Below are 19,637 nucleotides of genomic sequence, written 5' to 3' on the forward strand. Positions count from 1 at the left end.
CCATGGATATCGTCAGACTCGCAATCAACAATGCCCGCCTGACCATCTCGGTCCTGGTCTTCCTCATCCTAGCCGGCGCGGTCGCCTACCAGTCGACGCCGAAGGAAGCGGAGCCCGATGTTCCGATTCCGATGATGTATATCAGCCTGATCTATCAGGGTATTTCGCCCGAGGATTCGGAACGGCTGCTGTTGCGGCCGATGGAAAGCAAGCTGAAGAGCCTGAAGGGCCTCAAGGAAATGCGTTCGGCCGCCTTCCAGGGCGGCGGCTACGTGCTGGTCGAATTCCAGCCGCAGACGAACCTTGCCACCGCGCTGCAGGACACGCGCAGCAAGGTGCAGGACGCCAAGGCCGACCTGCCGCAAGCGGCCGAGGAACCGACGGTCAACGAAGTCAACATTTCCGAGTTTCCGGTGCTCGTCGTCACGCTGTCGGGTGAATTGCCCGAACGCGTGCTGACCGCCGCCGCGCGCGAACTGCGCGACCGCATCGAAGAGGTGCCCGGCGTTCTCGAAGGCTCGCTGCAGGGTGCGCGCGACGACCTCGTCGAGGTCGTCATCGATCCGATGAAGCTGTCTTCCTATGGTTTGCAGCTCGATCAACTGATCGGTGCGGTCGGCAACTCCAACAGCCTGGTCGCCGCCGGCAACATCGAAGGCTCGGAAGGCAAATACGCGGTCAAGGTGCCGTCGCTGATCGAAACGCCGGAGGATGTCGCGGCGCTGCCGGTGGTCTCCGGCCCCAATGCCGTGGTGCAGGCCAAGGATATCGCGACGATCCGCTCGACCTTCAAGGATGCCGAGACGGTGACCCGCCTCAACGGCAAGCCGGCCATCGCCATCGAAGTCAAGAAGCGCATCGGCTCCAACCTGATCGACACCATCGCCAAGGTGCGGACGGTGTCCGACGAGTTCGTCAAGTCCATGCCCGAGGGCATGAATGTCACCTACACGCAGGACAAGTCGGTCTTCGTCAACCAGCTGCTGGGCGATCTGCAGAACCACGTCATGATCGCCGTCATCCTGGTGTTCATCGTCATTCTCTACGCGCTGTCCGGCCGCGCCTCGCTGCTCATTGGCCTGGCCATTCCATCGTCCTTCCTGATCGGCATCCTGCTGCTGGCGATGATGGGCTACACGATCAACATGATCGTGCTGTTCAGCCTGATCCTGGCCGTCGGCATGCTGGTCGACGATGCCATCATCGTCACCGAGTTCGCCGAGCGACGGATGAGCGAAGGCATGCCCAAGGAGGAAGCCTTCGCGCTTGCCGCCAAGCGCATGGCTGGTCCGGTCATCGCCGCGACGATGACGCGTATCGCCGCCTTCTCACCGCTGCTCTTCTGGCCGGGCATCATTGGCGATTTCATGAAATACATGCCGATCACGCTGATCGTAACACTCTCGGCCTCGATGCTCTACGCGCTGGTCTTTGCACCGACGCTGGGTGCGATCTTCGCCAAGGCGCCGCCGCATCACGAGGGTGACAATCGCGACGGCTGGTACATGGCAATCGTCAAGCAGGCGGTGCGCTTCCCCGTCACCGTGCTGGTGCTGACCGTCGCGCTGCTGTTCGGCGTCGGCTTTGCCTATTCGAAATATGGCGCCGGCGTCGAGTTCTTCCCGAATGTCGAGCCGGATTACGGCCTGCTCTACGTGCATGCGCGCGGCAATCTCTCGCTGGCCGAAATGGATACCGCAACCAAGATCGCGGAAAACAGGCTGCTCGGCTGGCCGGGCGTGAAGTCGGTTTACACCCGCGTCGGCAAGACGCAAGGCGGCGGCCAGGATGTTCCCGAAGACGTTGTTGGCGTCATCCAGTATGAGTTCATCGACTGGCGCGAGCGCAAGTCGGCGAACCACATCCTGGACGATTTGCGCGGCGTCATGGCCGGCATTCCCGGCGTCGATGTCGAGGTGCGCGTGCCGGAGGCCGGTCCACCGACCGGCAAGCCGATCCAGATCAGGCTTTCGGCCATCGACCCCAAGGGGCTCGACGACAAGGCTCGGGCCGTCGCGGCGCGCATCGGCAAGGTGCCTGGCGTCATCGACATTTCCGACGGTCTGCCGCCCCCCGGCGTCGACTGGGCGCTCGAGGTCGACCGCGCCAAGGCGGCGCAGTATGGCATCAGCCCGACCTCGGTCGGCACCGTGGTGCAACTGGTGACCAACGGGTTGAAGCTCTCGGAATATCGACCGGCCGGAGCCGATGACGCCGTCGACATCCGTCTGCGCCTGCCCGAGGACCGGCGCACGTTGTCGACGCTCGACGAGCTGCGGGTACAGACCTCGCAAGGCTCGGTGCCGATCTCGAACTTCGTCGTGCGCAAGCCCGAACCGACAGTCGGCATCCTCAACCGCATCGACGGCGCGCGTACGGTGGTCGTCCAGGCCAATGTCGCCGCCGGCGCGCAGGTCGCGGTCGTGCAGGAGCAGGTCACCAAAGCCGTCTCCGATATGGATCTGGGCAGCGGCATCCGCTGGAAGCTGGCCGGCTCGAACGAGGACAGCGCCGAAGCCAGCGCCTTCCTCAGCAAGGCATTCGGAGCGGCGATTTTCCTGATCTTCCTGGTGCTGCTCGCGCAGTTCAACAAGTTCACCAGCGTCTGGCTGGTGCTGTCCTGCGTGGTCATGGCGACGATCGGCGTGTTCCTCGGCCTGCTGATAACAGGCGAGACGTTCGGTATCGTCATGTCGGGCATCGGCGTCATCGCGCTGGCAGGCGTGGTGGTGAACAACAACATCGTGCTGATCGACACCTATGACCGGCTGCGCGAAGAGGGCTGGGACAAGGTAGAAGCGGTGCTGCAGACCTGCAGGGAACGTGCCCGCCCGGTGGTGCTGACCGCGGTGTCGGCCATTCTCGGCGTGCTGCCGATCGCCTTCGGCCTCGGCCTCGAAATCTTCCATCACGAGACGACGATCAACGCGCCGTCGACGCAGTGGTGGATTTCGCTGTCCTCGGCGATCGTCTTCGGCCTGTCCTTCGCCACCGTGCTGACGCTGGTGGTGACGCCGTCGATGCTGATGGTGTTCACCCGCGCAAAGGTCAAGCCGGGTGCACGGCGCGGCTGGTTCAGCCGGCTGTTCCGCCGCGGCAAGGGCGAGATTTCGTCGACCGATGAGCCGGGGCAGGATGTCGGAGCCGAGCCGGAGATCGCCTTTCCGAAAGCCGCAGAATAGACCATTGCCGATTTGACCGGCAAAGGCCGCCCGGAACAACCGGGCGGCCTTTTGCATTGTCCCCCCAAGGGCGATGCGAAAGCATTGTCCCGTGGCAACGTCAAAGCGCGGGGTTCCTATGCCGATCACCACCATTCTCATTATCGTCCTTATCCTTGTCCTCATCGGCGCGGTGCCGGCCTGGCCGCATTCGCGCTCCTGGGGGTATGGGCCGTCGGGCATTGTCGGCGTGGTGCTGGTGGTGCTTCTGGTGTTGCTGCTGATGGGGCGGCTCTGAGCCGCCCTTTCGGTCCGTAGAGAGACTTTTCAGTCTGAAGGGACGGGGGCGGCAGGCTCGTAGCCGTGCGCCCGCCTTGCCTGTCAGGCAGCCTTCGCAGCGCGATTCACGGTGGCGATGCCGATATCCTTGAGCGCCTCGGTGACCGCCTGATCCAGCGGCGTATGCGGGATCGCACCGATGATGCCTTCCAGCCTTGCCGAAACCAGTTGGTGCGGCTCGAAGCGCAGGTAGGACATCGAGACGATCTCGCGCCACATCGCCACGAACGGGCTGCCGGCGCGCAGCACCCACCAGGCCATCGAGGTCATCTTGAGCGGGCGACCAAGCGCCTTTTCTGCTGCTGCCTTGATCTCCAGGTCGGTGACGGCATGGCCCGGAAAGTTCAACGCTTCGAAGGAGCCGAGCTTGTCCAGGTTTTGCACCAGCCCGACGAAAGCCTTGGCCAGATCCGGCAGGTAGGCCCATTCATGCACCAGATCGACCGGGCCGGGCGCGGTATAGATGCCCTTGTTCATCTTGGCGGCCACGACCAGATCGAACCACGAGCCGCTGCCGGTGCCGCCGAAGAAGTCGCCGGCCCGCAGAAGAATGGTGCGGACGCGCCCGGCGTCGGCCTCGCGGCGAAACAGGTCTTCCATGGCGACGCGGATGCGACCCTTTTCGGTCGTCGGGTGGAAGGGCGTGTCTTCTGATATCACCGCCGGAATCGGCGAACCGAAATTGTAGACGTTGCCCGGAGCAAGGTGCAAAGCGCCGTTCGCCCGGCAGGCAGCCATGACATTCTCGGCCATCGGCATGCACTTGACCCATTCGGTGTAGATCGGGTTTAGGCCGTTGAAGATTATGTCAACACCTTCCGTGGCGCGGATAAGCGCATCGCGGTCGAGCCCGTCACCGGCAACGGCCGTGGCACCCTTGAGTCCGGCCGGCACCTTACCGCTGCGGGTGACGGCGCGGACCTCGTAGCCGGCGTCGATGAAGGCCTTGGCGGCCACGCGGCCGAGCCGGCCATTGGCACCGAGAATTGCGATCTTGGTCATTGGAAGTACTCCTGGGTTCGGATTTGCGTGGTCGGTTGGAGGCGCGATCAGCGACAAGCACGATCGGGATCAGCGATTGCCGAAGAGGTTGCGGTTGCTGCCCTGCGGGACCGGCTTGTGGACGGCCGCATCCGGCTTGCGGATCGAGGTGGTGATCGTGCTGTCGGCGCTGATGACGGGGGCAGCCGGCTGGCTGGCGTTGTTCGAGCCAAACCTGTCGCTGCCGGCATAAGCGGTGGCCGTAGCGATGAGGATGGCGGCGGCGTGAGAGCGATCTTTTTCATTTCTGGTCTCCTTGTTGGTGTTTGCAGCCCGAATATGATGGCCTCTCAGGTGAATTGAAATTGACTATGAATGGGGTTTTGATATTCAGAAATGAATGGCTGAAATCGACTGGAACCTGATCAAGAGCTTTGTTACCGTGGCGGAAACCGGCAGCCTGTCGGCTGCCGCGCGAAAGCTCTCGGCAAGCCAGCCGACGCTTGGCCGTCACATCGGCGAGCTCGAACAGGCGCTCGGCGTCGCGCTGTTCCGGCGTGGACGGCGCGGCTATGAACTGACGGAGGCCGGCAGCACGCTGTTCGAACGCGGCAAGGCGGTCAGCGAGCAGGCAAGCGCCTTCTCACTGCTGGCGCTGGGTTCGGTCGAGGCCATCGAAGGTACGGTGCGCATCGCCGCCAGCGAGGTGGTGGCGGCCTATGTGCTGCCCGAGATGACGATGCGATTGGGGATCGAGGAACCCGGCATCGAGGTCGAGATCGTTGCTTCAAACCAGGTCGAGAACCTGTTGCGCAGGGATGCCGACATCGCCATCCGCATGGTCAAGCCGGCGCAGAATGAGCTGACGGCGCGCAAGATCTGCGATATTCCGCTCTGCGCCTGCGCCGCCAGATCCTATCTCGACCGGCGCGGCCATCCGCTGAATCCCGTCGACCTTGTCGACCACGATTTGGTCGGCTTCGACCGCAGCGACGACATCATCAGAGGCTTTACCCAGAATGGCATCCCGGTCACCCGCGGCAGTTTTCGCTTCCGGGCCGACAACCAGATCGTTTTGTGGGAAGCGGTGCGGGCGGGAAACGGCATCGGTCTCGGCCAGGAGCCGCTGGTGGATCGCGACCCATTGGTGGAGAAGCTGCTGCCTGATCTGCCACTGCCCGTTCTGCCGGTGTGGCTGGCCATGCATCGCGACGTCCGTACCAGCGTGCGCATCCGCCGGGTAGTGGATTTCCTCTACGAGGAACTGAAACGCTATTCGGCGGGCGCTGCCGCGAATTCGGCGCGCTGAGCGAGTCCGGCCATCAGCAACACGACGATCAGCAGCCCTGACATAGCGACGAAGATCGGGCCGAAGCTGGAGTGCTCGGCAACGAAGCCGATCGCTGATGGCGCCACCAGGATGCCTGAGTACCCCATGGTGGTGACGACGCTCATGCCGGTGCCCGACGACATGCCTTCCTGGTTGCCGCCGGCCGAGAAGATGATCGGCACCATGTTGGCGATGCCGAAGCCGCACAAGGCAAAGGCGGCGATCGCAAGCCAGGGCGAGGGCGACAGTCCGGCGATCAGCATGCCGGCGGCCGCGACAACCGCCGAGCCGCGCAGCGTCGCCACCGCGCCGAAGCGGTTGCGCACGCCGTCGCCGAAGAAGCGCATGATTGCCATGACACCGGAAAAGGCCGCGTATGCGAGGCCGGCGATGGCAAGGTCGGCGCCGAGTTCCTGCCTGAGATACAGCGCTGCCCAGTCGAGCACCGCGCCCTCGGAGATCATCGTCAGCAGGGCCATCAGGCCAACCAGATAGACCAGCGGGTTTGCCGGCAGCGTAAATTTGTGATGCCCCGCCGCCTGCGGCCTGCCCTCGCCGACCAGATGGCGAACCGCCACCGCGATTACCGCCAAGGCGAGTGCGGTGACCACCGCCGCATGAGCGAGATGGCCGAAAGTCTGGATGGCGAATCCGCCGAGGCCGCCGCCGGCGAATCCGCCGAGGCTCCAGAAGCCGTGCGACGACGACATGATGGCGCGGGAGAGCCGTCGTTCGACCACCACGGCATTGGCGTTCATGGCGACGTCCATGCCGCCGATCGAGCCACCAAAGATGAACATGGCGATGGCTGCCAGCGGCACGTTGGGTGCCAATGCCACGACCAGCAGGCCGAGGCTGCCGCAAAGGCCGAACCAGCGCAGCACGGTGCGCGAACCATGTCTGGAGATCAAATGACCGCACCAGGTCATGGCGGCGACGGCGCCCGCGCCGAACAGCAGGATCAGCAGGCCGAGCGTGAACTTCGAGATGTCGAGCCGGGCCAGGAACACCGGGATCTGCGGCGCCCAGCTGCCGGTCAGGAAGCCGTTGGCGAGGAAAATGGCCGCCACGGCCCATCGTCCACGAATGGCAGTCTGCATGGCGTTCGAAGCGTTCATAAGGCGAATCCGGTCAGAAAATGGCTTCGCGCGGCAAATTAGATCGATTCAATTTTCAGTCAAGCACTGTTTCGGGAAAGCATTTGGACCAAACGAGGCGATCGAGAGTGTCGACGGTTGACCTAGTGGTCCTTGGGTCGCCTTGCCTCGAATTCGGCCTTCTTGGCGTCCGAGGCCTCGGTCTGGTTGAGCGCCTGCCATTGCGCGTAAGGCATGCCGTAGACGATCTCGCGCGACTGGTCCTTGGTGAGATCGATGCCGTCGGCATTGGCCGCCTCGCGATACCAGTTCGACAGGCAGTTGCGGCAGAAGCCGGCGAGGTTCATCAGGTCGATGTTCTGCACGTCGTTGCGCTCGCGCAGATGCTCGACCAGCCGGCGAAAGGCGGCAGCCTCGAAATCGCGTTGCTGCTCGTCACTGAGTTCGGTCATGGTCACAGCCTCCGTCATAGCGGCCCGGTGCGGGAGCCGAATTGCTTGACCACATGTATATCGGGACGGCGGTCGATGGCGTCAACGATCGGCGCCAGGCGTTCGGCCCAGGCGAGCGCGCCCTTCTGGTCAGCGATCAGGTCCTGGCGGATCTCGATCAGCGCATGGGCGAAACCGTTGACGATGGCATGCTTGTACATGGTGTCGCCACGCAGCGCGCCGTCATAGGGCTCGTTGTCGCCGACGACGAGGTTTTTATCCTCTGCCAGCATGTCGATCAGCGGCCGTGCCACGCGGTCGTCGAGGTCCCACAGGATGCCGACATGCCAGGGACGCTGGATTCCTTGCATGGTTGGGGTGAAGGAATGCACGGAGAAGATGAAGGGCGCCTGGGCAGAGGCCTGCGCGACCGAGGCGATCATGGCGCCGACGGCGTCGTGATAGGGCCGGTAGAAGCGGTCGAGCCGTCTTTCGCGCTGCTCTGGAGCGATGGGGTAATTCCCGGGCACGACGGTGCCGTCATAGAGCTGGCGAATGAGCGTCGGATCGTCCTCGCCACGATTGGGATCGATCAGCAGCCGCGAAAAATTGGCGAGCACCGCCGGCACACCAAGCAGAGCGGCCAGTTCGCGCGTCACCGCCTCGACGCCGATGTCATAGGCTATGTGGCGGTCGAACTCCGCCAAGGGGAGGCCGAGGCTGCCATAGTCGTCGGGCAGGTCGCGGCGGGCATGATCGCCCAGGAGCACGATGCCTCGCTTGCGGTCGCCTTCGACAACATCGAAAGGCGCGAAAACTGTGGATCGGGTCATTGGTGGGAAATGGTCTGTTCGCTGGCTTCCGGGGAGGGTGCTATCGTCATTTCACGAAGACGACGCTTGCGCAATGCCGTTGTTTGGCCAAGGTTTCCCGGGAAATCTGGCAGGAGTCGGCGAATTGTGCGCCGGAGCCTTTCTAAATCGATTGGAATTGAACAAAACGGTGCGTTGACATGCGCCCGGACTTTTCCGAAAAGGGGCGCAGAGAGATGCTGATGTGGTTCTTGAGGGGTTTTCGGATGAGTTCCGCCGGCAGGCAGCGCATGCGCTCTGCCTTTGCCATGCCGCTCCTGAGCCTTGCCGTGGGCCTGTCGGCGGTGGCCATGGCCTCGCCGGCGCGCGCCGATTTCCGCGTCTGCAACGCCACGCAGAACCTGGTCGGCGTCGGTATCGGCTATCGCGCCAAGGCCGGCTGGATCACCGAGGGCTGGTGGCACATCGAGGGATCGAGCTGCAAGACGCTGATCGAAGGGCCGCTGTCATCAAGGTTTTACTATCTTTATGCAGAAGACGCCGAGCGCGGTGGACGCTGGGACGGCCCGATCAACATGTGCGTGGCTGAAAAAGAGTTCAAGATCGCCGGCGTAACCGACTGCGTCGCACGGGGCTTCCAGCGCGCCGGATTCCAGGAATATGACACGGGCGAACAGGCAAGCTGGATGGTCCAGCTGACCGATGAGTCCACAACGGGGGGCGCTCCAGCCGCCCCGGGAACAAACAGTCAATGAGACGTAGCCGCAAGGTCAAGATCCTAGCCACCATCGGTCCGGCCTCCTCGTCGGAGGAGATGCTGAAGAAACTGTTCGAAGCGGGCGCCGATGTGTTCCGCATCAATATGAGCCATACCGATCACGAACTGATGCGCACGCTGGTCGCGCGCATCCGCGCTGTCGAGGAAGCAGTCGGTCGGCCGATCGGCATCCTGGCCGATCTGCAGGGTCCCAAGCTGCGCGTCGGCAAGTTCGCCAATGGCAGGGAAGTGCTGACCGTCGGCCAGACCTTCACGCTCGACGACAATCCCGAGCCCGGCACGTCGACCAGGGTCTATCTGCCGCATCCGGAAATCCTGACCTCGGTCGAAGCCGGCCATCGCCTGCTGATCGACGACGGCAAGCTCGAGCTGAAGGCGGTGAGAAGCGACGGCAAGTCGATCGTCTGCACCGTCGTCGCCGGCACCACGATCTCCGACAAGAAAGGCGTCAGCCTGCCCGACACCGACCTGCCGGTCGGTGCGCTGACCGAAAAGGACCGCAAGGATCTCGATGCCGTGCTGGCGACAGGCGTCGACTGGGTCGCGCTGTCCTTCGTGCAGCGGCCGGAGGATCTGGCCGAGGCGCGCAAGATCGCACGCGGCCGGGCGCTGATCATGGCCAAGATCGAAAAGCCGCAGGCCGTAGCGCGGCTGGCCGAGATCATCGAACTGTCCGACGCGCTGATGGTCGCCCGCGGCGATCTCGGCGTCGAGATGCCGCTCGAGGCGGTGCCCGGCATCCAGAAGCAGATCACGCGCGCCGCACGCCGCGCCGGCAAGCCGGTGGTGGTTGCAACGCAGATGCTGGAATCGATGATCACTGCACCGGTGCCGACCCGCGCCGAGGTGTCCGATGTTTCGATCGCCGTCTTCGAAGGCGCCGATGCCATCATGCTGTCGGCGGAATCAGCAGCCGGCGCCTATCCGGTCGAGGCGGTGGCGATGATGAACCGTATCGCCACCAAGGTCGAAACCGATCCGACCTATGCCGGCATCATCAATGCCCAGCGCTCCGAGCCGGAAGCGACCGGCGCCGACGCCATTTCGCTGGCCGCGCGCGAGATCGCCGAAACGCTGAAGCTGTCGGCGATCATCACCTACACGGCATCCGGCACCACCGGCCTGCGCGCCGCCCGTGAGCGGCCGCAGGTGCCGATCATCGCCCTGTCGCCGATCCTCAACACGGCGCGACGGCTGTCGCTTTTGTGGGGCACGCATTGCGTCGTCTCACCCGATGCAATCGATCTTGACGACATGGTCGACCGCGCCTGCCGCATCGCCTTCGACGAAGGCTTCGGCAAGCCCGGCGACCGCGTCATCATCACCGCGGGTGTGCCGCTGAGGACGCCGGGCTCGACCAACATGCTGCGCATCGCTTATATCGGGTCGGACACGCAAGCCAGCCGCTAACCGTTAGGTCGGCGCCAGTTCGGCGTCCGGCACCTTGATGTCGGCGCATTTGCCGGCACCGAAGGCGTCGTTGGCAAGCCGTGCTTCCACCGCCTTCGTCATCGCCTGCAGGTCGATATCCTTGCCGGCAATTTTTCCGATCGCGCCGACGACGAGATCGGATGCGATCCAGTCCGGCTTGTGGCCAAGATTGTGCACCCAGACCAGTTCGGCACGGGGGATATCGCGCACGAGGCCGACCGAATGGATCGTGGCATAGACCACCTTGTCGCGGTCACCGGAGATGACAATTGTCGGCGCCTTGATCTCGCGGTAGTGCGGCGAGGCGTCGACCGCATAGCGGTAAAGCCCCGCGACATCGGTGGCGTTGGCGCGAAAGGCATTGGGCCTGAGCACCAGCGGAATCGAAACCTCGCCGGCATAGTTGTCCGGCACCTTGTTTGGCGCGAAGACGCAGATGGTGGCCTCTGCCATCTGCAGCGTTCCGGCCGGGTAGGTCAGCGTTTCGGAAAACAACCGGCCGACTACCGGCATGGTGGTCAGATTGTAATACCAAGAGGTTGCGCCGCCCGGCCAAGGATGGGTCGCCGGCGCGAGAAAGACCAGCCCGAGTGTCTTGTCTGGATGCTCGCGGCCGAAGGCCGATGTCACCACACCGCCGAAGGAATGGCCGACGATGACGGCTTTTTTCATGCCGAGACGGTCCATCAGCGCGGCAATGGTGTTGGCCTGCGTCGACGGGTCCTCGTTGTTGCCGGGGCCGCGCCCCGACCAGCCGTGGCCTGGCCGATCGAAGAACAGCATTTCGGCACGCCCTTCCAACAGCGGGCGCAGCGGCAGCATCTGGTCCCTGAGATTGGCGCTGGCGCCGTGGATGAAGACGATCGGCGGCAGGTCGGGATTGGCGGGCGCGGGAACATGGACATAGTGGATGGGGGCGCCGTTGATTTCGGCGAATTCGCCGATCGGCGGATTGCGGCGCTCGATCAGCCATGAGCCGACGCGGGTGACGCCGACAAGGCTGAAGACAAGCGCCATCAGGAAGGCGAGGACGGCGTAGATCAGGTTCATGGGAAGATATACGGGCGTGGAGGGGGATAAGTTCTGGAATAGGCAGTGTGTTCCGCACGCGATCTGCGCCTACTGCCTAATCCCTACTGTCTATTCCCTTAAATCCCTTCGCCGGCAAGCTCTTCCGAAATCGTGCCGACCTGATCCTGGGCGCTGCGCATCATCGGATAGATGGCCAGCACCTTCTGCCAGGCCTCGAGTGCCGATTGCTTGTGGCCGGTCAGCGCCATGATCTGCGCCAGACCGGACAGCGCACCGAAATGGCGCGGCTCGAGCTGCAGCGTATGGTCGATGTCGGACATCGACTTACCGTAGTTCTTCATCATGAAATGCACCGTGGCGCGCCGGTTCCAGCCTTCGGCATAGGTCGGCTGCAAGATCACCACCTGGTCGAGGAAATCGAGCGCGACGTCAAATTTCTGGCCTTCTACGGCCTTTTGCGACCATTGCATCATCAGATCGATCGAGGCGCTGCCGGATTGCGACCACTCATTCCAGATGTTGCCGGCAATGCGCTCGGCCGCCTTTTCGTTGCGCTCGCGTTTCAGGTCGCTGAACAACTGGTCGAGACGGGCTTGTTTTGTCGTTGCCACCGGCGGCGCGTCCTGGATGGCCGGCGGCACGACAGCATCATCCGCCCATGCCGCGCCACAAATGACGCCGGAAACGAGCAGAGATGTCAAAAATGCAAAAAGAACCCGCATCGCCGGACTCTAGTCCCGGGGGGCGGAACGTCAAACTGAATTTGGCGTGAAAAGGCCGGCAGACCGGCAACAAGCATCAATTGGGCGGAGGCAACGCGCCTCCGGCCCGAAAACTCAGCCCTGGCGTGCCTTGTAGCGCGGGGCGGTCTTGTTGATGATGTAGACGCGGCCCTTGCGGCGAACCAGCTGGTTGTCGCGGTGACGCGCCTTCAGCGCCTTGAGCGAATTCTTGATCTTCATGGTCTTGCCTGTCGGTGTGGACCCGCTTCGGGTCGAAATTTTAAGGCGCGCCAGAAGACGCGCCTTTGAACTGTGGGAGGCTCATAAACGAGGAGCCTTGTCCGTGTCAACCGCAAGCGCTCCATAGCGGATGTGAATCATCCCTATCATCAAATATCCGCCATGTCGGCCCTGCGGCATTGCGCGGCCTCGGACCGGCTGGGATGATGCGGCCGCCATGAAGTGATTTGGGGATGAATATGCGCCGAATGTTCCTGTTTGCCTGCCTTGCCCTGTCGGCGGGAGGCTCGGTTGCCCGCGCGCAGGAGTGCGACCGCAGCGACGACAGCCAGCAGATGATGAACATCTGCGCCGGCGAGGATTACCAGGCGGCCGACGCCAGGCTCAACAAGGCCTACCAGGACCTCATCAGCTCAGATGATGCCGACGGCAAGAGATTGCTGCAGGTGGCGCAACGCGCCTGGATCACTTTTCGCGATGCCGAGTGCGCGCATTCCACCGCTGCCAGTGAAGGCGGATCGATACATCCGATGGAAGTTTCGCAATGCCTGACCAGATTGACCAATGATCGCGTCAAGCAGCTCGCTGCCTCGGCCAATTGCGAGGAAGGCGATGCGAGTTGCGCCAGTCCCGACGAAGACGAGAGCGACGACATACAGTGAAGCGCGTTTCTCAGGTCAGCTGCGACGGCTAGAGCAGCTCATCGTTTCACGGAAACGCTGAACCGCTCTATCTCTTTGTTTGACGCAATTCCCCAGGGAAAGCGCTACGCGCTTTTCCCGGGAAAACCGCTTCACACTTTTCCTGGAATTGCTTTAATCCGAGTGAAATGACCCATCTTGCGGCCGGGGCGTGCCTCGGCCTTGCCGTAGAGATGCAGCATCAGATCGGGCTCGGCGAGAAGCTCCGGAACACGCAGCACATCGTCGCCGATCAGGTTCTCCATCACGCAATCGGAATGGCGGTCCGGGTGGCCGAGCGGCAGGCCGGCGACGGCGCGGATGTGCTGCTCGAACTGCGAAACGATGCAGGCTGCTTCCGTCCAATGGCCGGAATTGTGGACGCGCGGTGCGATTTCGTTGGCCAGCGGGGAGCCGTCGGCCAGCACGAAGAACTCGACGCCGATGACACCGACATAGTTCAGCGCCGACAAGATCTTCGATGTGGCCGTTCGCGCCGCTTGCGCCGTCTCGGGCATAATGGCGGCCGGCAGGATCGATGTGTGGAGAATGCCGTTGCGGTGGACATTCTCGGCCGGATCGTAGGCGACGACCGCGCCGTCCAGCCCACGCGCCGCGATCACCGAAATCTCGCGCTCGAACGGCACGAAGGACTCCAGGATCAACGGCACATTGCCCATCGCCTCGCAGGTGCCGGCAAAACCGCCGGCTTCCAAGTTGCGGAAGACGCGCTGGCCTTTGCCGTCATAGCCCATGCGGCGCGTCTTCAGGATGCCGCTGCCTTCGAACGCCTTCAGCGCCGCCGTCAGCTGGTCATCATCGTCGACGGCGTGGAAATCCGCGGTTGCAATGCCGATGCCGTTGAGGAATGTTTTTTCGCTCACCCGGTCTTGCGCCACTTCCAGCGCTCGCGCCGGCGGATAGATCGGGACCTTGGCGGCCAGCGCACTGGCCGCCGTGACTGGCACGTTCTCGAACTCGTAGGTGACGACGGAACTCGACGCTGCCAGTTCGGCAAGGGCCGCCGGGTCGTCATAGGCGGCCGTTATCTGCCGGTTGGCGACCTGTGCCGCCGGGCAGTCCGGCTGCGGCTCCAGCACCACCGTGCGATAGCCGAGGCGGGCGGCTGATATCGCCAGCATGCGGCCGAGCTGGCCGCCCCCAATGATGCCGATGGTCGATCCGGCGGGCAGGCTCACGGCGTATCCGTCGGTTCGGTCGCGACCTTGGCGGTCTGCGCGGCGCGCCAGGCATCCAGACGGACGGCAAGCTTGTCATCGTTCAGCGCCAGCACGGCAGCGGCCAGAAGGGCTGCGTTGGTCGCACCGGCCTTGCCGATGGCCAGCGTTCCCACGGGAATACCGGCCGGCATCTGGACGATGGACAGCAGCGAATCCTGCCCGGAAAGCGCCTTCGATTCGACCGGCACGCCGAACACCGGCAACGGCGTCATCGCTGCGGTCATGCCGGGCAGGTGCGCGGCGCCGCCGGCCCCGGCGATGATCACCTTGTAGCCGGCCGCCTTGGCGCCCTTGGCGAAATCATAGAGCCGGTCCGGTGTGCGATGCGCGGAGACGATCAGCCGCTTGTGCGGTATGCCGAGTGCTTCCAGCGTTTCGGCCGCATGGCGCATCGTCGCCCAGTCGGACTGGCTGCCCATGATGATGGCGACGTCGGCGCGTTGATCGTCCAAGTCTGTGTTCCCCGGCGACAAAGGCGCGCCTTAGCGGAATTCGCGCGAAGCCGCAAGGATAGGCGGCCGCCGCAGCGGTTTGGCAAGACGCAAACCAGCCAGTCAGATGCCGTCGCGCTCGGCCTCTGGCGTCGAGACCAGCAAGGCCGAAGCCGCGTTGGCGGCGGTGATGGCCGCCCGCACGGTCTCCCCACGGGCAAGCCCCGCGGCCAGCGCGCCGACGAATTCATCGCCTGCGCCATGCGTGCTGACGACCTTGATCGGGATGGCCGGCAGCGCAAAGGCATCGCCAGTCCGATCGCAACAGGCAACGCCCTCACCGCCAGCCGTGACGATCGCCACCCGATAGAGATCGGCCAGCAGCCGTGCGGCTTGCGCGGCCCCGTCAAGCGTTTCGACCACCGCCATGCCGGCCAGGAACTCCGCCTCGACGGCGTTGACGACGAGGATGTCGACCAGCGCGGTCAACTCGCCGGAGAGCTTGCGCGCGGGGGCTGCGTTGAGCACGACGCGCCCGCCCTGCGCCTTCACCGCGCGTGCGGCGGTAATGTTGGCGGCTTCCGGCACTTCGTTCTGCAACAAGAGCACCGCCGTTTGTGCCACCACTGCTGAAGCCGAGGCAATGTCGGCATCGTACAGCGTCAGATTACTGCCCGAGACGATCACCGCGCCATAGTCGCCGCCTGCGTCGAAGATCGCCACGCTAATGCCAGAGCCGACGCCGGGCGCCACCCGCACGAAGCGGCGGTCGACGCCAGCGCGATCGAGGTTGGCCAGCAGCGCCCGCCCGAAATCATCGTCGCCGACCGCGCCGATCATCGCCGCGCGGACGCCGGCCCGTGCCGCCGAGACGGCCTGGTTGCCCCCCTTGCCGCCGCATTTGGGATGCCAGGCATGGCCGGTCACCGTCTCGCCCTTGCGCGGGCGGTCTGGGGCATCGACCATGATGTCGTAATGCAGGCTGCCGAACACGGTGACCAGCGGCGATGTCCTCATGAGCCCCGGTCTTTTCGTTTCGATGTCACCGCCGACATGGTGCGGCCGAGATTGCGCTCCGCCGCCTGGTAGTCGCGCTGCGCCACCGCCACGAACAACGCGTCGAGGATGTTGAGCTGGGCAATGCGCGCCGCCGCATTCTCGCCCATCAGTGGCGAGCCCTGCGCGGTCGAGCACAACACGATGTCGGCGACCGCGGCCAGCGGTGAGTTGTCGTAGTTGGTGATGGCCAGCGTGCGGGCACCGTTCTTACGGGCCAGCTGGATGGCGTCAACGACGGCCGACGTGTTGCCCGAATGCGAGAAGCCGACGGCGATGTCGTCGCCGCCAAGCAGCGAGGCCGACATCAGCATCATGTGCGAATCGTCATAGACGGATGCGCGGATGCCGATGCGCAGGAATTTGTGCGAGACGTCGCGGGCGATCTGTGCCGAGCCGCCGACGCCATAGAAATCCCGGTTCTTCGCACGGTAGAGAAGATCGGCGGCGCGGTCGAAATCCTCGATGTCGAGGATCGCCAGTGTCTCCTCCAGTGCCTGGATGGAGGTGCGGAAAACCTTCTGTACGATCTCGGCGGAACTGTCGTCCGACGACAGCTCCTGATGCATCTCGGCGGTCGGCAGGCGGCTGTATTCATAGACAGCGGTGCGGAAGTCGCGATAGCCGGAGAAGCCTAGTTTCTTGGCGATCTTGACCACCATCGCCTCAGACACCCCAGCCTCCTGGGCGATCTGCTTCAGCGGAATGCTCTCGTCGAAGCCGCGCCGGCCGAAGACGGTTTCCACCACCTTCGCCTCCAGCGGGGTGAGATGCGGCATCATCATGCGGATGCGCGGTCCTACCGCTTTCAGGTCCAGCCCGCTCAAGGTCATCCACGCCCCCTCGTCACACGTCCGGCCCAAGCATGATTTCCTGGATGATGGCCTGCGACGTCACCGCATCCTGGCTGTCCATGGCGGCGGACAGGCGGTTGTCCTGCTCCAGCCGGTCGACGACGCGTAGCATGCGCTTGACGGTGGCGATGTTGACTTCGCACTCACGCACCGGATCGAGCCCGGTCATGTCCGGGAACGTGTCGAAATAGATGGCGCCGGCGTAGCCGTCCCGGCGGATCTGCTTGAGCAGCTCGATGGTCTGCAACGTATGCACCGCGCCGACCATCAGGCCGTCGTCGCGCCTGGCGTAGCCGTCGTTGAGGTGCACGCCGAGCAGCTTGCTGTGGCGCGCCACCAGGGCAGCGGCAAAGGCCGGCTGTTCGTCGGCATAGAGCACATGAGCGAAATCGAGCGTGACACCGAGATTGGCCAAGCCGACATCGCGGATCGCCAGCAACGTCGTCGCCGCATCCGGCATCAGGCTGTAGGAGCGCGGTTCGTTTGGTTTGTATTCAAGGCTGATCTGGCAATCCGGATCATGAGCTGCAACTTCACGAATCCCATCGATTTCGTGTTGCCAAAGCGTCGCGTAGTCGGCCTGGAAGGCGTAATCGAAGCCATCCTGGCCGAGCCACAGCGTCATCAGGCTGGCGCCTGCCTCGCGCGCGGCATCGATGCCGGCCTTGGTCAGGTCGATGGCTTCACGGCGCACCGCCGGATCCGGATTGGTGAAGGCGCCAAGCTTGAAGGCCGGATTGGAGTAGTAGCGCATGGCGAAGCCATTGATGGAAAGGCCAAGGTCGTTGAGCTTGCGGGCGATCTCGGCAGGCTTTTCACCGACATGGTCGGGGAAATTCAGATCAAGGTCGGTCAGCCCGGCAACCCTGGCGGCGCGCGCCGCCATCTGCAGCAGCGAGGGCTTGCCGACAAGGTCCGGCCATTCGGCCTGCGGCCGCGAGGCAAAGGAATTCAGGCGCGTGGCGAAACGATGGGCAGGCATGATCGATCCTTCAATAGTTATAACTTTACATCAGTACGAATGTTTGTAAAGTTATTGTTTTGAGAGGACGACGAGTCGCTGCCGGCTGCGGCGGCCGGGCAGAGCCGTGCAAAGGCGCGCTAAGAACCGGCGATTTCCTGGCTGACGTTGCAGGTTGGAGAAGCCTGTCAGCGCGGTGGGATCAGGAACGAGGCAGGGCAGTCTTCACACCGCCGCCTTGCGGAAGCGGGCGACGAAGTCGTCCAGTTCGGGCCGCTCCATGTCGGAGATCGCCCAGTAGGAGAAGGCGCCGTCGCTCCATTGTACCAGCGAGAAGCCGCTCGACGAGAGATCCTCGGGCTCAGTGGTGGTCCCGCCCTGTTGAGGTTCGGCGACCAGCGTGATCAGGTGCTCGCGATGGCGGTAGACCAGCGCCGGGACCGGTCGGCCTGATATCACCTCTACCCGGCCGCCGATGAGCGCGAAACCGTCCTGCGCAAGGTCGGGCGCCGGCGGCGACACGCCGATCCGGGCGTCGAGCCACGGCTTCACCGTATGGCGATCGGATGAGACGATATCGATTGGGCTCGCCGCAAGCAGGCTGCGGCGGTGGCCGCTGGCGACTCCAGCTGCGAAACTGTCGGACGTGTTGTCGACCATCACCCACTGCGTGGCTCCGCTGGCCAGTACCGCGCTGATCACGATGGACGCGGCAAGAGCGCGCCAGTCGAACGAGCCGAAGCGGCGCGCCCTTGGCAGGATCCGCGTCTGCGACGGACGTGTCTCTGTGGCTCGTCTCGAGGTTCCGTGAAGCTGGCCTACACCTATTTGATCCGGTTGCGGCGACAGCGTCCCCCGCTGCGGCCCGGCCGCTTCGTCCTGCGTCGGCACGTCTTGCGCCGGATGTGGCGTGGCTGTCGCACCAAGTGCCGCGATGCGTGCCTGAAAGACATCGCTGACATGGGGGCGTGGCAAGCGGCTGAGCGCACCCTGCAAGGCAATGATGCGGGCGTGTTCGGCGGCAAGCTGTGGGTCGGCGGCGATGCGCCGCTCCACCGCAAGTGCAGCCGCCGCGTCGAGTTCGCCATCAATGAGGGCATGGATCATCAGGCTAATGCCCTCGGGATCGTTGGGCAGTCCGTCGTCATGGTTGGTCATGGCGCTCTCCCCAGTTTGGACACAAGCAGGCTGCGGGCGCGGGCTAGCCGCGACATTACCGTGCCCATCGGTACCCCCAGCATGGCCGCTATCTCGCGGTAGCTGAGGCCGTTGATGTCGCGCAGCACCAGCGTCTCGCGAAACGGCTGCGGCAGTGCTGCGATCGCCACTTCGAGTGCCGCCGTATCGGCCCTGGCGATCAGGCTCGCTTCCGGTCCGTCTTCGTCGGGCAGGCTGGTGCCGTGCGCTGCCGCCATCTGGTCGAGATCGCCGAGGTCACCGACGGCGAGCATGCCGCGCGGCCGGTTGCGCGACATCCAGGTGTAGGCGGTGTTGCGCACGATGGTCAGCAGCCAGGCGCGGGCATTGCCACCGGCATAGCCTGATATGCCGGCATGCGCCTTCACGCAGGCCTCCTGCACCACATCCTCGGCGTCGGCGGCGTTGCCGGTCAGCCAGCGAGCCAGCGTAAGCGCATCACCGAGATGGGGCAGCACCACCTCGCCGAAGCGCTCGGCCAGGGCCTTCTCGCTCAAGTCAGCACCATGATCCAGCACTCCGGGCAGGGTCTGCCACGCTCCTTCAGGGGGCGACGGTGATTTTGCCCTGCATATGCGGGTGAAGCCCGCAGAAATAGGCAAAGTCGCCTGCTTTGGTGAAGGTGAATTCATAAGTGTCACCGGTGTCAAGCGCCTTGGAACGGAAGGAGGAATCGTTGGCAACGACCTGATGCGGGATGTCGTCGTCGTTTCTGAAGATCACGGTGGTGCCGGGCTTGACCCTCAGTTCGGGCGGGGTGAAGGCGAAGTTCTCGATTTTGACCATCGGCGCATCTGCCGCGCGCAGCGGCTGGCAGGTCGCCGTGGTCAAGGTGAAGGCGGTGAGGATCGCGGCCATGTGCC

General features: G+C 64.0%; 22 protein-coding genes. 6 read left to right on the top strand and 16 right to left on the bottom strand.

The features are described 5' to 3' along the window. Positions 1-2 precede the first annotated feature (2 nt). Entirely contained in the window at positions 3-3,182 is a 3,180-nt protein-coding gene (locus ASD12_RS13975; RefSeq protein ID WP_056586595.1) for an efflux RND transporter permease subunit, read from the top strand. Between the two features lie 118 nt (positions 3,183-3,300). Then, positions 3,301-3,459 (top strand): DUF3309 family protein, encoded by a 159-nt coding sequence (locus ASD12_RS33120; protein WP_082525418.1) that lies wholly within the window; start codon positions 3,301-3,303, stop codon positions 3,457-3,459. 83 nt (positions 3,460-3,542) lie between these two features. Here ASD12_RS33120 and ASD12_RS13980 read toward each other — a convergent pair whose 3' ends face one another. Together ASD12_RS13980 and ASD12_RS33125 are read right to left on the bottom strand one after the other, a co-directional pair. After that, complete coding sequence (locus tag ASD12_RS13980; protein WP_056586598.1) at positions 3,543-4,502, bottom strand: SDR family oxidoreductase; 960 nt, start codon at positions 4,500-4,502, stop codon at positions 3,543-3,545. A gap of 69 nt (positions 4,503-4,571) precedes the next feature. Then, on the bottom strand, positions 4,572-4,847 hold the full coding sequence (locus ASD12_RS33125) for a DUF680 domain-containing protein (protein ID WP_348271717.1): 276 nt from the start codon (positions 4,845-4,847) through the stop codon (positions 4,572-4,574). A gap of 34 nt (positions 4,848-4,881) precedes the next feature. On the opposite strand from ASD12_RS33125, the gene ASD12_RS13985 reads away from it, so the two are divergent. After that, positions 4,882-5,790 (top strand): LysR family transcriptional regulator, encoded by a 909-nt coding sequence (locus tag ASD12_RS13985; protein WP_056586600.1) that lies wholly within the window; start codon positions 4,882-4,884, stop codon positions 5,788-5,790. Here ASD12_RS13985 and ASD12_RS13990 read toward each other — a convergent pair. The 3 genes from ASD12_RS13990 to ASD12_RS14000 all read right to left on the bottom strand — a co-directional run bounded on the left by ASD12_RS13990 (position 5,754) and on the right by ASD12_RS14000 (position 8,172). After that, positions 5,754-6,929, bottom strand: coding sequence for an MFS transporter (locus tag ASD12_RS13990; protein ID WP_056586603.1), 1,176 nt, complete (start codon positions 6,927-6,929; stop codon positions 5,754-5,756). The genes ASD12_RS13985 and ASD12_RS13990 overlap by 37 nt on opposite strands. 122 nt (positions 6,930-7,051) lie before the next feature. Next, positions 7,052-7,360, bottom strand: a complete 309-nt coding sequence (locus tag ASD12_RS13995) for a DUF1244 domain-containing protein (protein ID WP_056586606.1) — start codon at positions 7,358-7,360, stop codon at positions 7,052-7,054. Positions 7,361-7,374: 14 nt separating this feature from the next. Further along, the gene (locus ASD12_RS14000; RefSeq protein WP_056586609.1) at positions 7,375-8,172 is read right to left on the bottom strand and encodes an N-formylglutamate amidohydrolase; all 798 of its coding nucleotides are present in this window, start codon (positions 8,170-8,172) and stop codon (positions 7,375-7,377) included. 269 nt (positions 8,173-8,441) lie between these two features. Here ASD12_RS14000 and ASD12_RS14005 point away from each other — a divergent pair, with 269 nt between their 5' ends. Together ASD12_RS14005 and pyk are read left to right on the top strand one after the other, a co-directional pair. Beyond that, positions 8,442-8,906 carry a DUF1036 domain-containing protein gene (locus ASD12_RS14005; RefSeq protein ID WP_200951047.1) on the top strand — a complete coding sequence of 155 codons (465 nt, stop codon included), beginning with the start codon at positions 8,442-8,444 and terminating at the stop codon, positions 8,904-8,906. Beyond that, positions 8,903-10,339, top strand: coding sequence for a pyruvate kinase (gene pyk, locus ASD12_RS14010; RefSeq protein WP_056586612.1), 1,437 nt, complete (start codon positions 8,903-8,905; stop codon positions 10,337-10,339). The genes ASD12_RS14005 and pyk overlap by 4 nt, the downstream gene beginning before the upstream one ends. Positions 10,340-10,342: 3 nt before the next feature. Here the strand turns inward: pyk and ASD12_RS14015 are convergent, their stop codons facing one another. From ASD12_RS14015 to ykgO, 3 genes are all read right to left on the bottom strand, one after another. Further along, positions 10,343-11,410 (bottom strand): alpha/beta hydrolase, encoded by a 1,068-nt coding sequence (locus tag ASD12_RS14015; RefSeq protein WP_056586614.1) that lies wholly within the window; start codon positions 11,408-11,410, stop codon positions 10,343-10,345. 98 nt (positions 11,411-11,508) lie between these two features. Further along, positions 11,509-12,114, bottom strand: coding sequence for a hypothetical protein (locus tag ASD12_RS14020; protein WP_056586616.1), 606 nt, complete (start codon positions 12,112-12,114; stop codon positions 11,509-11,511). Positions 12,115-12,228: 114 nt separating this feature from the next. Beyond that, a complete protein-coding gene (ykgO, locus tag ASD12_RS14025; RefSeq protein WP_006327841.1) occupies positions 12,229-12,354 on the bottom strand; it encodes a type B 50S ribosomal protein L36 in 126 nt (41 codons plus the stop codon). Between the two features lie 239 nt (positions 12,355-12,593). Between ykgO and ASD12_RS14030 the strand changes: the two genes are divergently transcribed. Next, positions 12,594-13,016 carry a lysozyme inhibitor LprI family protein gene (locus tag ASD12_RS14030; RefSeq protein ID WP_056586894.1) on the top strand — a complete coding sequence of 141 codons (423 nt, stop codon included), beginning with the start codon at positions 12,594-12,596 and terminating at the stop codon, positions 13,014-13,016. Positions 13,017-13,147: 131 nt separating this feature from the next. On the opposite strand, the gene ASD12_RS14035 is transcribed toward ASD12_RS14030, so the two are convergent. From ASD12_RS14035 to ASD12_RS14070, 8 genes are all read right to left on the bottom strand, one after another. Then, positions 13,148-14,233, bottom strand: a complete 1,086-nt coding sequence (locus tag ASD12_RS14035) for a 5-(carboxyamino)imidazole ribonucleotide synthase (protein WP_056586619.1) — start codon at positions 14,231-14,233, stop codon at positions 13,148-13,150. Then, on the bottom strand, positions 14,230-14,727 hold the full coding sequence (gene purE, locus ASD12_RS14040; RefSeq protein ID WP_056586623.1) for a 5-(carboxyamino)imidazole ribonucleotide mutase: 498 nt from the start codon (positions 14,725-14,727) through the stop codon (positions 14,230-14,232). Before purE ends, ASD12_RS14035 begins: the two co-directional genes overlap by 4 nt. Positions 14,728-14,829: 102 nt before the next feature. Beyond that, positions 14,830-15,723 carry a ribokinase gene (locus ASD12_RS14045; protein ID WP_056586626.1) on the bottom strand — a complete coding sequence of 298 codons (894 nt, stop codon included), beginning with the start codon at positions 15,721-15,723 and terminating at the stop codon, positions 14,830-14,832. Beyond that, complete coding sequence (locus ASD12_RS14050; protein ID WP_056586629.1) at positions 15,720-16,595, bottom strand: MurR/RpiR family transcriptional regulator; 876 nt, start codon at positions 16,593-16,595, stop codon at positions 15,720-15,722. The genes ASD12_RS14045 and ASD12_RS14050 overlap by 4 nt, the downstream gene beginning before the upstream one ends. A gap of 13 nt (positions 16,596-16,608) precedes the next feature. Next, positions 16,609-17,598 (bottom strand): sugar phosphate isomerase/epimerase family protein, encoded by a 990-nt coding sequence (locus ASD12_RS14055; protein ID WP_056586632.1) that lies wholly within the window; start codon positions 17,596-17,598, stop codon positions 16,609-16,611. A gap of 204 nt (positions 17,599-17,802) precedes the next feature. Then, positions 17,803-18,735 (bottom strand): anti-sigma factor, encoded by a 933-nt coding sequence (locus tag ASD12_RS14060; protein WP_056586635.1) that lies wholly within the window; start codon positions 18,733-18,735, stop codon positions 17,803-17,805. Next, complete coding sequence (locus ASD12_RS14065) at positions 18,732-19,271, bottom strand: sigma-70 family RNA polymerase sigma factor (protein ID WP_056586638.1); 540 nt, start codon at positions 19,269-19,271, stop codon at positions 18,732-18,734. Before ASD12_RS14065 ends, ASD12_RS14060 begins: the two co-directional genes overlap by 4 nt. 46 nt (positions 19,272-19,317) lie before the next feature. Next, positions 19,318-19,632, bottom strand: a complete 315-nt coding sequence (locus ASD12_RS14070; RefSeq protein ID WP_056586897.1) for a cupredoxin family copper-binding protein — start codon at positions 19,630-19,632, stop codon at positions 19,318-19,320. Between the last annotated feature and the right edge of the window lie 5 nt (positions 19,633-19,637).

It is taken from the genome of Mesorhizobium sp. Root102, assembly GCF_001425625.1.
Taxonomy (GTDB): domain Bacteria; phylum Pseudomonadota; class Alphaproteobacteria; order Rhizobiales; family Rhizobiaceae; genus Mesorhizobium.